The sequence below is a fragment of the Streptomyces sp. NPDC107517 genome (genome assembly GCF_055582645.1).
The window spans coordinates 317232-330857 of the sequence record NZ_JBVJPM010000010.1; the positions used below are offsets into that span (position 1 = coordinate 317232).

Below are 13626 nucleotides of genomic sequence, written 5' to 3' on the forward strand. Positions count from 1 at the left end.
CACGCCCGGGCGCTGTGACAGGTCTGTGACAGTCGACGGACACCGTCATGAAGTGGCCCGGGCAAGCTTTTGGACATCGCAAGGACGCAAGTCCTTACGAGCCACGGGAAACCGAGACTCCACGACGGGGGGCGCGAGATGAACACGCTGCACAGCACCACCACTGGCGCAGTTGTCACACGTCTTCATGACGCTCTCGTGCGGAGTCCCGGTTCCGGGAAGCACGAGTTGTCCGGTGCCGTGAGCGGGCGGGGGTGCGCTCGCGGCGCCGGGCGTCAGCACACCACGTACATGACGGTGGTTGACGCGAACCAGGCGGTATCCGACGGGGGAGCCGCGTACGGGGAGGAACCGGGGGAGCGGAAGAAGTCCCTGTCGGAGGCTGCGGACGCCGAAGCGGCGTTCACGGCCTACGTACAGGAACGCCGCGCCTCCCTGTACGCAACCGCCTACCACCTGACCGGTGACCGGTTCGAGGCCGAGGACCTGCTCCAGAGCGCCCTCTTCTCGACGTACCGAGCCTGGGACAGGATCAGCGACAAGGCGGCGGTCGGGGGCTACCTCCGCCGCACCATGACCAATCTGCACATCAGCGCGTGGCGCCGCCGCAAGCTGAACGAGTACCCGACCGAGGAACTGCCGGAGACGGCGGGCGACACGGACGCGATGCGCGGCACGGAGCTGCGCGCGGTTCTCTGGCAGGCCCTGGCCCGCCTCCCCGAACTGCAGCGCACGATGCTCGTCCTGCGCTACTACGAGGGTCGTACGGACCCCGAGATCGCGGACATCCTCGACATCAGTGTCGGCACGGTGAAGTCGAGCATCTGGCGCTCCCTGCGCCGGCTGCGCGAGGACGAGGCCCTCAGCTTCGGCCGTGACCTGGAGGAGTCCTTCGGCGAGCTGGTGGCCTGAAGGCCGGGGGCGGGCCGTCGCTCCGGGGGGACGCGACGGCGGTACGGGGGAGCGGTACCGGGGGATCACGGGGGATCTTCACGGGGGAACGAAGCGGGACCGGAGGGCCGGGGGGTCTCTCCGGTCCCGCTTTCACGTGTACGGGAGGCGCGGGGCGCTCACGCCTGGGCGCGGGCCTTCACGCACCGGCCCGCGGCGGCCGCGGCCAGACGGCCGAGGGCTTCTTCCTTGCCGCACGCGTGCGCGCCGAGCGCCGTCTGGCGGGCCACGATGGCCCGCTCCGCGCGCATCAGGCGCCAGCCGCGGCGCAGCAGGAACGGCACGGACTTGCGGCCCTCCCTGAGGTCCCGCAGCAGCCGGCGGCGGAACGTCGTGGACGGGCGGCCGCGCAGGCACAGCGCGTCGGCCAGCAGCCCGAGGTCCCGGCAGCGCTCCACGATGTCCGCGGCGAAAATGCCCTCCGCGATGAACAGGGGCGTGCGCTCGATGTCGAGCGTCTCCTCGCCCACGCGCGCGCTGATCGCGATGTCGTAGACGGGAACGCGGGTACGGCCCGTGCGGCACAGCTCCTCGATCGCGGCGACGGCCGTCTCCGTGTCCCAGGAGCGGGGCGAGTCCCAGTCGATGTCCGAACTGCCCGGCACCTGCGGCAGCGTCGGGTCGTCGGCCTCCTTGTAGAAGTCGTCCAGGCACAGAACGGGAAGCCCGGAGCGGGACGCGAACGACGACTTGCCGGAGCCGGAAGGACCTGCCAGCAGGACGACCCGGGTCGGTATCGGGGGATGGGAACTCACGAGACACCAGTGTGCGGCATTCCCGCCCGCCGGTGGACCCCGCGGGTCGGCCTTTGTGGCACGGCCGCACCTCAACTACTCTGCGTGCGCGTACGATTACTCCATCTGCGGCGGCGGGTCAACGGCCGCCGGTACCGGAAACGGGCGGCACCTCATGGCACGACACACAGCGAAGAAGTCCTCGGCGGCCCAGCGTGCGCTGCTGCGCGCGGGGCTCACCCTCACCGCCGCGGGGGCGGCGCTCGGCGGGGGTGCGGTGAGCGCCGGTGCGGCGGAGCCCGCCGCCGCGCCTCTCGCCCCGTCGATCGGTGACCTCGACGCCGCGGCAGCCGGGGAAGGGGTGACGGGGGCGCTCCAGGCCGCTACGGCCGGAGGGCTCGCCCCGGTCAAGCATCTGAGGCTCAACCCGCTCTCCGGCACCGGGGTCGATCCGCTCGACAACGCGGTCGGTACGCAGGTCGCCGACTTCAAGCCCGTGACCACGGCCGCAGCCACCGGCCCCCTGGCCCGGGGCGGCGCCCTCGCCGACCTTCCGCTGACGGGGCAGGTCGCCTCGCTGCTCCCCGGTTAGGGCGTCGTTCCGCCCACGACACGGCGAAGCCCCGGCCCTCCTGGACGGAGGAGGGCCGGGGCTTCGGGTTCCGGTCGGGCTTCGGGGCGGGGCTCAGTACGAAGAGCCCGATGCGCCGAGCGAACCCGTCGGGTGCCACACCGTCTTCGTCTCCAGGAACGACGTGAGCCTGTCCGTGCCCGGGTCCGCCGTCCAGTCCGTGTCCACAGCCTGGGGACGGCGTACGCGCTTCAGGTTGTCCGCCGCCGCGATCTCCAGGTCACGGGCCAGGTCGGCGTCCGCGCCCGTCAGGTCGATCGCGTTCACGTCCTGGTGCGCGGCCAGCGGCGCGGCGATCTCCGCCGTCCTGCCGGACAGGACGTTCACGACACCGCCCGGCACGTCGGACGTGGCGAGCACCTCGCCGAGCGACAGCGCCGGGAGCGGGGACGTCTCGCTCGCGATCACCACGGCCGTGTTGCCCGTCGCGATCACCGGGGCGAGCACCGAGACCAGGCCCAGGAACGACGACTTCTGCGGCGCCAGCACGGCCACCACTCCGGTCGGCTCGGGCGTGGACAGGTTGAAGAACGGGCCCGCGACCGGGTTCGCCCCGCCCACGACCTGGCTGATCTTGTCCGTCCAGCCCGCGTACCAGACCCACCTGTCGACCGCCGCGTCCACGACCGCCGCCGCCTTCGACTTCGACAGGCCCTCGGCGTCCGCCACATCCCGCACGAACTGGTCGCGGCGGCCCTCCAGCATCTCCGCCACGCGGTAGAGCACCTGCCCGCGGTTGTATGCCGTCGCGCCCGCCCAGCCGCCGAACGCCTTGCGCGCCGCCACCACCGCGTCACGCGCGTCCTTGCGGGACGACAGCGGGGCGTTCGCCAGCCACTTGCCCTTCGAGTCCGACACCTCGTACACCCGGCCGCTCTCGGAACGCGGGAACTTCCCGCCCACGTACAGCTTGTAGGTCTTCAGGACCGTGAGTCGCTCAACCGTGCTCATTTAGCGTGTGCCCTCCGGGCTCGACGGGGCGAGGTACGCCTCCAGGCCGTGGCGGCCGCCCTCGCGGCCGTGCCCCGACTCCTTGTAGCCGCCGAACGGCGAGGTCGGGTCGAACTTGTTGAAGGTGTTGGCCCAGACGACGCCCGCCCGGAGCTTGTTCGCGACCGCGAGGATGCGCGAGCCCTTCTCCGTCCAGATGCCGGCGGAGAGCCCGTACTGCGTGTTGTTCGCCTTCGCCACCGCCTCCTCCGGAGTGCGGAACGTGAGGACGGACAGCACCGGGCCGAAGATCTCGTCCCGCGCGATCGTGTGCGCCTGCGTGACGTTCGTGAACAGCGTCGGGGCGAACCAGTAGCCGCTGTCCGGGAGTTCGCACGGCGCCGACCAGCGCTCCGCACCCTCGGCCTCGCCCGTGTCCGCGAGCGCCTTGATCCTCGCGAGCTGCTCCGCCGAGTTGATCGCGCCGATGTCGGTGTTCTTGTCCAGCGGGTCGCCCAGGCGCAGGGTGGTGAGGCGGCGCTTCAGCGCGTCCAGCACCTCGTCCGCCACCGACTCCTGGACCAGGAGTCGAGAGCCCGCGCAGCAGACCTGGCCCTGGTTGAAGAAGATGCCCGTGACGATGCCCTCGACCGCCTGGTCGACGGGCGCGTCGTCGAAGACGATGTTCGCGCCCTTGCCGCCCAGTTCGAGCGTGACCTTCTTGTCCGTGCCGGCCACCTGGCGGGCGATCGCCTTGCCCACCGCCGTCGAGCCGGTGAAAGCCACCTTGTTCACGTCGGGGTGCGCCGTGAGCGCCGCGCCCGCGTCGCCGTAGCCCGGGAGGATGTTCACCACACCCTTGGGCAGGCCCGCCTGGCGGCAGATGTCCGCGAAGAACAGGGCGGACAAGGGGGTCGTCTCGGCCGGCTTCAGGACGACCGTGTTACCCGTCGCGAGAGCCGGGGCGATCTTCCACGCCAGCATCAGCAGCGGGAAGTTCCACGGGATGACCTGGCCCGCGACGCCCAGCGGCGCCGGGTTCGGGCCGAAGCCCGCGTGGTCGAGCTTGTCCGCCCAGCCCGCGTAGTAGAAGAAGTGCGCAGCCACCAGAGGGAGGTCCGCGTCGCGCGTCTCCTTGATCGGCTTGCCGTTGTCCAGCGTCTCCAGGACCGCGAGCTCGCGGCTGCGCTCCTGGATGATCCGCGCGATCCGGAACAGGTACTTCGCGCGCTCCGCGCCCGGCAGCGCCGACCACTTCTCGAACGCCTTGCGGGCGGCCTTCACCGCGCGGTCCACGTCCGCCTCGCCCGCCTGGGCGATCTCGGAGAGGACCTCCTCCGTCGACGGGCTCACCGTCTTGAAGACCTTGCCGTCGGCCGCCTCGGCGAACTCGCCGTCGATGAACAGGCCGTAGCTGGGCGCGATGTCGACGACGGAGCGGGACTCCGGTGCGGGTGCGTACTCGAACGTCATGGGTCAGTCCACCGTCACGTAGTCGGGGCCGGAGTAGCGGCCGGTGCTCAGCTTCTGACGCTGCATCAACAGGTCGTTGAGCAGGCTAGAAGCGCCGAAGCGGAACCAGTGGTTGTCCAGCCAGTCGCTTCCGGCGGTCTCGTTGACCAGCACGAGGAACTTGAGCGCGTCCTTCGTGGAGCGGATGCCTCCGGCGGGCTTCACGCCCACCTGTACGCCCGTCTGGGCGCGGAAGTCACGCACCGCCTCCAGCATCAGCAGTGTGTTGGCCGGGGTGGCGTTCACCCCGACCTTGCCGGTCGACGTCTTGATGAAGTCCGCCCCGGCCATCATGCCCAGCCAGCTCGCTCGCCGGATGTTGTCGTACGTCGACAGCTCGCCCGTCTCGAAGATGACCTTCAGGCGTGCGGTGCCCGAGGCCTCCTTCACGGCGACGATCTCCTCGTACACCTTCAGGTAGTGGCCCGCGAGGAACGCTCCGCGGTCGATGACCATGTCGATCTCGTCCGCGCCGGCGGCGACCGCCTCGCGGACGTCCCCGAGCTTCACCTCCAGGGCGGCGCGGCCCGCCGGGAACGCGGTGGCCACGGAGGCGACCTTCACGTCACTCCCGGCCACGGCCTCCTTGGCCGTCGCGACCATGTCCGGATAGACGCAGACGGCGGCTGTGCGGGGAGTCGTACGGTCGGTGGGGTCCGGGTGCACGGCCTTCGCGCCGAGCGCGCGGACCTTGCCGGCGGTGTCGGCGCCTTCGAGGGTCGTCAGGTCGATCATCGAGATCGCCAGGTCGATGGCGTACGCCTTGGCCGTGGTCTTGATCGACCGCGTACCGAGGGACGCGGCGCGAGCCTCCAGGCCGACCGTGTCGACCCCGGGCAGCCCGTGAAGGAAGCGACGCAGCGAACGGTCCGAAGCGACCGCGTCGGCGAATGCGGGTGCGGGTGCAGTGGGCATGGTCACGAGGGGAGCATATCTACGCGCGTAGCTGCTGTACAGGGGGAGGGGGAGTGGCGGGTCTCTGTGGCTGGTCTCTGTGGTGGGTTCCGGTGCGGCTGCGTGGGGGCGTTGTGCTGTCGGGTGCGGGCTGCCGCGTTTCGGGTGCGGGCTGCCGCGTTTCGGGTGCGGGCTCGGTGGGGGCTGCTGCTTCTTTGGCGGGTGCGGGCTCGGTGCGGGTTGCTCGGCTTCGTTGTCGGGTGCGGGGCCGCGGGGGCATGTACGTGCTCGCTGTTCTATCGGTGCACGTCAGCCAGTTGATTGCCGGTACGTGGTGCTGGTGGCTCCGCGCGCACATGCCCCCACGTCCCCTCCCGTCTCGTACGCGACTGCCCGCCCGGTGGGGGTTCGCTGTCTGCGGCCCTGTCTCGTATGCGGCTGGCCGTCCGGTGGGCTTCGCTGTCTCGTACGCGGCCGCCTGGCCGTCCGGTGGGGCTCATGGGTGTGCAGGGGCTTCTGTGGTTGTTCTCAGGCTGTGATGAACGTCCTTGTCGGCTTCAGGCATCATCGGAGTATGAAGACCCCGGAATCCCAGTCCTCCGTCACGCAACCCGTGGCCGCGGAGCGGGCCTACCGTTCTCCCGCCGGAATCGCAGGTGGCGTCCTGCTGCTCGCGATGGGGGCCTGGCTCGGTTTCGACGCCCTGGTCAATGGTGACGCACGCACCGCCTGGCTGGCCGTCGCGGGGCTGCTTCTTGTCGCGCCGCTCGTCGTCGCGTTCACGATCCGGCCCGCGGTGTACGCGAATGAGGACCGGCTGCGCGTTCGTAATCCGTTCCGTGTGATCACCCTGCCCTGGGCGTCCGTCGCCGATCTGCGGGCCGGTTACTCCAGCGAGGTCTTCACCGAAGGCGGGGACAAGTACCAGCTCTGGGCCATCCCGGTCTCCATGCGCGCCCGTAAGAAGGCCAACCGGGCAGCGGGTGGGCGTAAGGGTGGCGGTCTGAACGGGGACGCCGATTCCGTGCCCCGTAAGGCCGCCGGCGATCAGTCCCTGGACGAGATCCGTGAGCTGGCCCGGGACCGCGCCGACAAGCCGTCCGCCCAGGGCGAGCCCTCGATCCGCTGGGCCTACGAGATTCTTGCGCCTGCGGTGGTGGGTGCGATTCTGATGGCCGTACTGGTGATTGCCGGCTGAGTTTTGGGCGTAGGTCGCTCAGGTACGGGAAAGGCCGGGGTCGGTTTTCGACCCCGGCCTTTCGCTTGCCCTTTTCAGATTCCTGCCGCCGCTGACAGGTCCTGCTTGATCGCGTTCAGAACCCGCGTGCCCTCTGCCCGGGCGGAGGGGAGGTCCGAGCGGTTCGCTACGGGGATCACTGCTTCCAAGTAGCACTTCAGCTTGGGCTCTGTGCCGCTCGGGCGGACGATCACCCGGGCTCGGTACTCGCCGTCCAGCGTGTAACGCAGGCCGTCCGTGGGCGGGAGCGTCGCTGTGCCGTGGGTGAGGTCCTCCGCCTTTGCCACCGGGAGGCCCGCCAGTTCTGTCGGCGGTGTTTCGCGGAGCGCGGTCATGGCCTCCGCGATGACCGTGAGGTCCTCGACCCGTACGGAGAGCTGGTCCGTCGCGTGCAGGCCGTGGGCCACCGCCAGATCGTCGAGTGCGTCCAGGAGGGTGCGGCCGTTCTCCTTGAGCGTCGAGGCCAGTTCGGTGACCAGCAGCGCCGCCGTGATGCCGTCCTTGTCCCGTACGCCCTCGGGGTCCACGCAGTAGCCGAGCGCCTCCTCGTAGCCGTAGCGCAGGCCGTCCACCCGGGCGATCCACTTGAAGCCCGTCAGGGTTTCCTCGTAGGGGAGGCCGGCTGCCTCGGCGATACGGCCGAGCAGGGAGGACGAGACGATCGACTCCGCGAACACGCCCCTTGCTCCTCGTGCCACCAGGTGGGCCGCCAGCAGCGCGCCCACCTCGTCGCCCCGCAGCATCCGCCAGTCTCCGTCGTCCTTCACGGCTACTGCGCAGCGGTCCGCGTCCGGGTCGTTCGCGATGATCAGGTCGGGGGCGGCTTCGCCGGCTGTCGCGAAAGCCAGGTCCATCGCACCGGGTTCTTCCGGGTTCGGGAACGCAACCGTCGGGAAGTCCGGGTCCGGGTCCGCCTGCTCGGCCACGAGGACCGGCTCGGGGAAGCCCGCTCGTGCGAACGCGGCGAGCAGGGTGTCCTTGCCGACGCCGTGCATCGCCGTGTAGACCGTGCGCGCCGTGCGCGGGGAGTCCGGGGACAGGACCGCGTCCGTGCGGGCCAGGTAGGCCTCCAGGACGTCCTCGCCGAGCGTTTCCCAGCCGGAGTCCGGGCGGGGCACGTCGTGGAGGGTGCGAATCGCCGCGATCTCGGCCGCGATCCCGGCGTCCGCGGGCGGCACGATCTGGGAGCCGTCGCCCAGGTAGACCTTGTAGCCGTTGTCGCGGGGCGGGTTGTGGCTGGCCGTGACCTCCACGCCCGCGACCGCGCCCAGGTGCCGTATGGCGAAGGCCAGGACCGGAGTGGGCAGCGGGCGCGGCAGTACCGCGGCGCGCAGGCCGGCGCCCGTCATGACGGCCGCCGTGTCCCGCGCGAAGTCCGCCGACTTGTGGCGCGCGTCGTACCCGACGACGACCAGGCCGCCCGCCTCGCCCTTGCTCCTGAGGTACGCCGCGAGGCCCGCCGCCGCGCGGATGACCACGGAGCGGTTCATCCGCATGGGGCCCGCGCCGAGCTCGCCGCGCAGGCCCGCGGTGCCGAACTGGAGCGTGCCGGCGAAGCGCTCGGCGAGCGCCTTGGTGTCGGCGCTCTCGATGAGCTTCGCCAGCTCCTCGCGGGTCTCCGGGTCGGGGTCCTCGGCCAGCCAGGCCTCGGCCCTGGCGAGCAGTTCGGTGTCCTGCAAGGTCACGGTTCGTCCAGCCTCTCGCGTGTCTCTACGGGATCAGATGCGGTCCAGGACCTTGCCCAGGAGCTCGCCCATGCGGGTGGCGGAGTCGCGGCCGGCCTGGAGCACCTCTTCGTGGTTGAGGGGCTCGCCCGTCATGCCTGCCGCCAGGTTCGTGACGAGGGAGATGCCGAGCACCTCGGCGCCCGCCTCGCGGGCCGCGATGGCCTCGAGGACCGTCGACATGCCGACGAGGTCCGCGCCGATCGTGCGCGCCATGCGGATCTCGGCCGGCGTCTCGTAGTGCGGGCCGGGGAACTGCGCGTAGACGCCCTCTTCGAGGGAGGGGTCGATCTCCTTGCACAGGGTGCGCAGGCGCGGCGAGTACAGGTCCGTGAGGTCGACGAAGTTCGCGCCGACGATCGGCGACGTCGCCGTGAGGTTCAGGTGGTCGCTGATCAGGACCGGCTGACCGGGGCGCATGCCCTCGCGCAGACCGCCGCAGCCGTTGGTCAGCACGATGGTCTTGCAGCCCGCGGCGACGGCGGTACGGACGCCGTGCGCGACGGACGCGACACCGCGGCCCTCGTAGTAGTGCGTGCGCCCGAGGAAGACGAGGGCGCGCTTGTCACCGATCTTGTACGAGCGGATCTTTCCGCCGTGGCCCTCGACGGCCGGCGGCGGGAAGCCGGGCAGCTCGGTGACGGGGAACTCGGCCTCGGGGGTGCCGAGGGCGTCCACGGCCGGTGCCCAGCCGGAGCCCATCACGAGGGCGACGTCGTGGGTGTCGGCGCCCGTGAGCTCGCGCAGGCGCGAGGCGGCGGCGTCGGCGGCGACCCGGGGATCGAATCGGGTGGCGCCCTGGATGTTGTCCGGAGTAACAGATGCGTTCACGCGATCGAGGGTAGCCGGTTCGGTCCTACGCGCGTAGATGACAGACCTCACGGGATCGCGATCGTTGTCTTGTCGTTTCCGACGAAGCCCGCTCAGCAGGGGTGCTTGCGCAGTTCCATCACGTAGTCGTGCGGGGCTCCGGCCGACTCCGCCGCGTCCGCCAGCTCGCCGAGATAGCGGGCCGAGGGGAAGCCGCCCTCGTACCCGTTGAGCACGTACACCCACGCGGGTTCCTCGCCCTCCAGCGTGTCCACGCGTACGCGCATGCGACGGTAGATGTCGAGCCCCACGCCCTCCCAGCGGTCCATGGACTCCTCGTCCATCGGCGCGATGTCGTACAGCGCGACGAAGACCTGCGAGCGGGGCGCCTCGACGAGGGTCGCGAGCGCACCTTCCCAGCCCATGTGCTCGCCCCCGAACGTCAGCCGCCAGCCGCTGAGCCAGCCCGTCGCGCGCATCGGCGAGTGCGGTGCGCGGCGCGTCATCAGCCGCGCGTCGAGATTGCTTGCGTATGCGGCGTAGAGCGACATGTGGTCGAGGGTACGGCAGGTCCGGCCGGGGTCCCTCCCGTAACACAAGACCCCTCCGACGTGGGACGCGCGCGGACGGAGGCCCCCGGGGCGAAACCACTTGAAGCGTGCGGGACAATGGAGTACGTGACTCGGATCGTGATCATCGGTGGCGGACCCGGCGGATATGAGGCGGCCCTCGTGGCTGCCCAGCTCGGCGCGGAAGTGACGGTCGTCGACTGCGACGGCCTGGGCGGGGCGTCGGTGCTCACCGACTGCGTTCCGTCCAAGACCCTGATCGCGACGGCCGAGGTGATGACCACCTTCGACTCGTCGTACGAGGAGCTGGGGATCATCGTCGCCGACGACACCCCGCACATCGACAGCCCCGCGCGGGTCGTCGGTGTGGACCTCGGGAAGGTCAACCGGCGTGTGAAGCGCCTCGCGCTCGCCCAGTCCCACGACATCACCGCGTCCGTCACCCGGGCCGGTGCCCGCGTGATGCGCGGCCGCGGCCGCCTGGAGGGCCAGCAGGCCGCCGACGGCTCCCGCAAGGTCGTCGTGCGCGCCGCCGACGGCACCGAGGAGACCCTCACCGCCGACGCCGTCCTGATCGCCACCGGCGGCCACCCGCGCGAGGTGCCCGACGCCCAGCCCGACGGCGAGCGCATCCTCAACTGGACCCAGGTCTACGACCTCGACGAGCTCCCCGAGGAGCTCATCGTGGTCGGTTCTGGCGTCACCGGCGCCGAGTTCGCCGGTGCCTACCAGGCCCTCGGCTCGCGCGTCACGCTCGTGTCCAGCCGCGACCGCGTCCTGCCCGGCGAGGACCCGGACGCCGCCGCCGTCCTCGAGGACGTCTTCCGCCGCCGCGGCATGAACGTCATGGCCCGCTCGCGCGCCCAGTCCGCCAAGCGTGTCGGCGACCGTGTCGAGGTCACCCTCTCCGACGGCCGCGTCATCTCCGGCACCCACTGCCTGATGGCCGTCGGCGCCATCCCGAACAGCAGCGGGATGGGCCTGGAGGAGGCCGGGGTCAAGCTCAAGGACTCCGGGCACATCTGGACCGACAAGGTCTCCAGGACCACCGCTCCCGGCGTGTACGCCGCGGGTGACGTGACCGGCGTCTTCGCGCTCGCCTCCGTGGCCGCCATGCAGGGCCGCATCGCCGTCTACCACTTCCTCGGCGACGCGGTGGCCCCGCTGAACCTCAAGACGGTCTCCTCGAACGTCTTCACCGACCCCGAGATCGCCACGGTCGGCTACACGCAGGCCGACGTCGACGCCGGGAAGATCGACGCCCGCGGGGTGAAGCTGCCGCTGCTGCGCAACCCGCGCGCCAAGATGCAGGGCATCCGCGACGGCTTCGTCAAGATCTTCTGCCGGCCCGGCACGGGGATCGTGGTGGGCGGTGTGGTCGTCGCCCCGCGGGCGAGCGAGCTGATCCATCCCATCTCGATCGCGGTCGACAACAACCTGACGGTCGAGCAGATCGCGAAGGCGTTCACCGTGTACCCGTCGCTTTCGGGCTCGATCGCCGAGGTGGCGCGTCAGCTGCATACGCGGAAGACGGCCGACGAAGCCTGACGGCCGCGCTTTCACCGGACACGATCAACTTCCCGCAGGTCACAGCCTGTTGCCGCCCATACCTCGGCCATAGGTGCGGGAGATAGGCGCCTATACCACTTCCTGCCGTTCCGTGCGAACAACTTCTGTTATTCGGCGCAAACTGCTGAAAGCAGACGGACGTTGGGGTTACTGTCAGTTTCGTGTTCGCTGCAGAACGTCGTCAATTGATCCTCGAAATGGTGCGGGCCAATGGAGCGGTATCGCTCCGGGAGCTCGCCCGCGTCGTCCAGACCTCCGAAGTGACCGTACGGCGGGACGTGCGCGCACTGGAGGCAGAAGGACTCCTCGACCGCCGGCATGGCGGTGCGGTATTGCCGGGCGGATTCACGCGGGAGTCCGGCTTTCCGCAGAAGTCACATCTCGCGACCGCAGAGAAGACGGCCATCGCCGACCTCGCCGCGGGCCTCGTCGAAGAAGGCGAAGCCATTGTGGTGGGAGCGGGTACGACCACGCAGGAGCTGGCCCGCCGGCTCGCGCGCGTCCCCGGGCTGACCGTCGTCACCAACTCCCTTCTGGTGGCACAGGCGTTGGCCCACGCCAACAGGGTCGAGGTCGTCATGACGGGCGGCACTCTGCGCGGTTCCAACTACGCACTCGTGGGCAGCGGGGCCGAGCAGTCCCTCCAGGGACTCAGAGTCACCCGCGCCTTCCTCTCCGGCAGCGGCCTGACCGCCGAACGCGGCCTCTCCACGTCCAACATGCTGTCGGCCTCGGTCGACCGCGCGCTGGTCCAGGCCGCGGCCGAGGTCGTCGTCCTCGCCGACCACTCCAAGCTCGGCACCGACACGATGTTCCAGACGGTGCCGACCGATGTGATCACGCGCCTCGTGACGGACGAACCGCCCGGCCACGACGACCGCGCCGTCACCGAACTCCAGGCACTCGCCGACCAGGGGGTGCAGATCGCGATCGCCGGAGCCTCGGCGACCGGAACCGGGCCGGCGGGGGGAGATCCCGTCCCGGCGCGGCAGGCGCGCCGGGACGTACCTCTCCCGGGCCAGCGCCGCACCCAGCTCCCGGGCGGCCCCCAGCTGCGCAGCGCCTCCGCCCTCGACCAGGCACCCCCTGAGCGCGCGGCAAGGGTGGCCGACCTCCGGCGGCGCTGAACGGCACTCCGTGCGGGGCCGAGCCCTTCTCCGTACGGCTGCGGGTCGTCGGGGCCGGTCGGCGGTCGTGGTGCGCAGCCCTAGCCCGCTGTGATGCCTCGCAGCGTCAGCCGTAGCAGCCGGTCCGCCAGCTCCGGGTCGTCCGGGGTCTCCTCCGCCGCCAGCGCGATCGCGTTGGTCAGCTGAAGCAGATCGCCGATCGACACGTCCGCGCGTACGGCACCTGCCCGCTGCGCCCTGGACAGCAGGGCCTGGCCAGCCTCGCGCATCGGCGTACTGCACCGCGACAGAGCCGAACCGGCGTCGTGCGACGCCGACATGAGGGCCCGCGAGAGCCCGCGGTACTCACCCGCATGAGTGATGATGTCGCGCAGCCATGCCACGAGCGCCGAGCATGGCTGCGGGTCCGCGAGCAGCGCCCGCGAGCGCGCCAGCAGATCATTCACCGCGTCCTCGAAGACCGCGCTCATCAGCGCGTGCCGGTTCGGGAAGTGCCGGTAGAGCGTCCCGATGCCGACGCCCGCGCGCCGCGCCACGTCCTCCAGGGACGCGCCCGTGCCGTGCTCCGCGAACGCCGTACGCGCCTGGGCGAGCAGTCGCTCGTAGTTCCGGCGTGCGTCGGCCCGCATGGGGCGTACGGAAGGGGCCGGGCGGGGCCGGTCCGTCTGGTCCGTGCCGGTCGTCATCGGTCCTCCCTGGTCGTGCGCGCGCTCTCCAGGATGCCTGATCGCGCGACGGCCGGACCACGGACCGAGAGAACGCGAACGCCCGGTGGACCGTCTTCCGGTCCGCCGGGCGTTCGCGTCAGGTGCTCTGACAGCCGATCAGGGTCAGTCCTTGATCTCGCAGATGGTGGCGCCGGAGGTGATGGAGGCGCCGATCTCTGCGCTGAGGCCCTTGATGGTGCCGGTGCGGTGGGCGTTGAGGGGCTGTTCCAT

14 protein-coding genes are annotated in these 13626 nt (G+C 70.8%); 5 read left to right on the plus strand and 9 right to left on the minus strand.

Annotated features, from left to right (window positions below; translation table 11 throughout):
• Positions 1-138: 138 nt before the first annotated feature.
• Positions 139-912, plus strand: a complete 774-nt coding sequence (locus ACZ67T_RS24330) for a SigE family RNA polymerase sigma factor (RefSeq protein WP_469986781.1) — start codon at positions 139-141, stop codon at positions 910-912.
• Positions 913-1070: 158 nt separating this feature from the next.
• Here the strand turns inward: ACZ67T_RS24330 and ACZ67T_RS24335 are convergent, their stop codons facing one another.
• Positions 1071-1706, minus strand: a complete 636-nt coding sequence (locus ACZ67T_RS24335; protein WP_469986783.1) for a uridine kinase family protein — start codon at positions 1704-1706, stop codon at positions 1071-1073.
• 154 nt (positions 1707-1860) lie between these two features.
• Between ACZ67T_RS24335 and ACZ67T_RS24340 the strand changes: the two genes are divergently transcribed.
• On the plus strand, positions 1861-2277 hold the full coding sequence (locus ACZ67T_RS24340; protein ID WP_469986785.1) for a hypothetical protein: 417 nt from the start codon (positions 1861-1863) through the stop codon (positions 2275-2277).
• A gap of 93 nt (positions 2278-2370) precedes the next feature.
• On the opposite strand, the gene ACZ67T_RS24345 is transcribed toward ACZ67T_RS24340, so the two are convergent.
• The 3 genes from ACZ67T_RS24345 to deoC are packed head-to-tail and all read right to left on the minus strand — an operon-like array spanning position 2371 to position 5673.
• Positions 2371-3267 carry an aldehyde dehydrogenase family protein gene (locus ACZ67T_RS24345; protein ID WP_469986787.1) on the minus strand — a complete coding sequence of 299 codons (897 nt, stop codon included), beginning with the start codon at positions 3265-3267 and terminating at the stop codon, positions 2371-2373.
• Positions 3268-4719 carry an aldehyde dehydrogenase family protein gene (locus ACZ67T_RS24350; RefSeq protein ID WP_469986788.1) on the minus strand — a complete coding sequence of 484 codons (1452 nt, stop codon included), beginning with the start codon at positions 4717-4719 and terminating at the stop codon, positions 3268-3270. It lies immediately after the preceding gene.
• Positions 4720-4722: 3 nt separating this feature from the next.
• On the minus strand, positions 4723-5673 hold the full coding sequence (gene deoC / locus ACZ67T_RS24355) for a deoxyribose-phosphate aldolase (RefSeq protein WP_469986827.1): 951 nt from the start codon (positions 5671-5673) through the stop codon (positions 4723-4725).
• Positions 5674-6226: 553 nt separating this feature from the next.
• On the opposite strand from deoC, the gene ACZ67T_RS24360 reads away from it, so the two are divergent.
• Positions 6227-6850, plus strand: coding sequence for a PH domain-containing protein (locus ACZ67T_RS24360; RefSeq protein ID WP_469986790.1), 624 nt, complete (start codon positions 6227-6229; stop codon positions 6848-6850).
• Between the two features lie 74 nt (positions 6851-6924).
• On the opposite strand, the gene ACZ67T_RS24365 is transcribed toward ACZ67T_RS24360, so the two are convergent.
• The 3 genes from ACZ67T_RS24365 to ACZ67T_RS24375 form a co-directional block, all read right to left on the minus strand.
• Positions 6925-8568, minus strand: a complete 1644-nt coding sequence (locus ACZ67T_RS24365; protein ID WP_469986829.1) for a phospho-sugar mutase — start codon at positions 8566-8568, stop codon at positions 6925-6927.
• Positions 8569-8607: 39 nt separating this feature from the next.
• Positions 8608-9444, minus strand: a complete 837-nt coding sequence (locus tag ACZ67T_RS24370) for a purine-nucleoside phosphorylase (protein WP_100594703.1) — start codon at positions 9442-9444, stop codon at positions 8608-8610.
• Between the two features lie 92 nt (positions 9445-9536).
• Positions 9537-9974 (minus strand): gamma-glutamylcyclotransferase family protein, encoded by a 438-nt coding sequence (locus ACZ67T_RS24375; RefSeq protein WP_469986791.1) that lies wholly within the window; start codon positions 9972-9974, stop codon positions 9537-9539.
• A 117-nt stretch (positions 9975-10091) separates the two neighbouring features.
• On the opposite strand from ACZ67T_RS24375, the gene ACZ67T_RS24380 reads away from it, so the two are divergent.
• Positions 10092-11540: an NAD(P)H-quinone dehydrogenase gene (locus ACZ67T_RS24380; protein ID WP_469986793.1), complete on the plus strand. Its 1449-nt coding sequence runs from the start codon at positions 10092-10094 to the stop codon at positions 11538-11540.
• Positions 11541-11722: 182 nt separating this feature from the next.
• Positions 11723-12688: a DeoR/GlpR family DNA-binding transcription regulator gene (locus tag ACZ67T_RS24385; protein ID WP_399971234.1), complete on the plus strand. Its 966-nt coding sequence runs from the start codon at positions 11723-11725 to the stop codon at positions 12686-12688.
• An 80-nt stretch (positions 12689-12768) separates the two neighbouring features.
• Here the strand turns inward: ACZ67T_RS24385 and ACZ67T_RS24390 are convergent, their stop codons facing one another.
• Positions 12769-13317, minus strand: coding sequence for a TetR/AcrR family transcriptional regulator (locus tag ACZ67T_RS24390; RefSeq protein WP_454403645.1), 549 nt, complete (start codon positions 13315-13317; stop codon positions 12769-12771).
• 201 nt (positions 13318-13518) lie between these two features.
• The coding region (locus tag ACZ67T_RS24395; protein WP_469986831.1) for a biotin/lipoyl attachment domain-containing protein at positions 13519-13626 on the minus strand (108 nt) is incomplete at its 5' end.

Excerpts from the sequence above, each read along its gene's own strand:
- ACZ67T_RS24330 (WP_469986781.1), top strand. The coding sequence starts at position 139 with ATGAACACGCTGCACAGCACCACCACTGGCGCAGTTGTCACACGTCTT.
- ACZ67T_RS24340 (WP_469986785.1), top strand. The coding sequence starts at position 1,861 with ATGGCACGACACACAGCGAAGAAGTCCTCGGCGGCCCAGCGTGCGCTG.
- ACZ67T_RS24345 (WP_469986787.1), bottom strand. The coding sequence starts at position 3,267 with ATGAGCACGGTTGAGCGACTCACGGTCCTGAAGACCTACAAGCTGTAC.
- ACZ67T_RS24350 (WP_469986788.1), bottom strand. The coding sequence starts at position 4,719 with ATGACGTTCGAGTACGCACCCGCACCGGAGTCCCGCTCCGTCGTCGAC.
- deoC (WP_469986827.1), bottom strand. The coding sequence starts at position 5,673 with ATGCCCACTGCACCCGCACCCGCATTCGCCGACGCGGTCGCTTCGGAC.
- ACZ67T_RS24360 (WP_469986790.1), top strand. The coding sequence starts at position 6,227 with ATGAAGACCCCGGAATCCCAGTCCTCCGTCACGCAACCCGTGGCCGCG.
- ACZ67T_RS24375 (WP_469986791.1), bottom strand. The coding sequence starts at position 9,974 with ATGTCGCTCTACGCCGCATACGCAAGCAATCTCGACGCGCGGCTGATG.
- ACZ67T_RS24380 (WP_469986793.1), top strand. The coding sequence starts at position 10,092 with ATGGAGTACGTGACTCGGATCGTGATCATCGGTGGCGGACCCGGCGGA.
- ACZ67T_RS24390 (WP_454403645.1), bottom strand. The coding sequence starts at position 13,317 with ATGCGGGCCGACGCACGCCGGAACTACGAGCGACTGCTCGCCCAGGCG.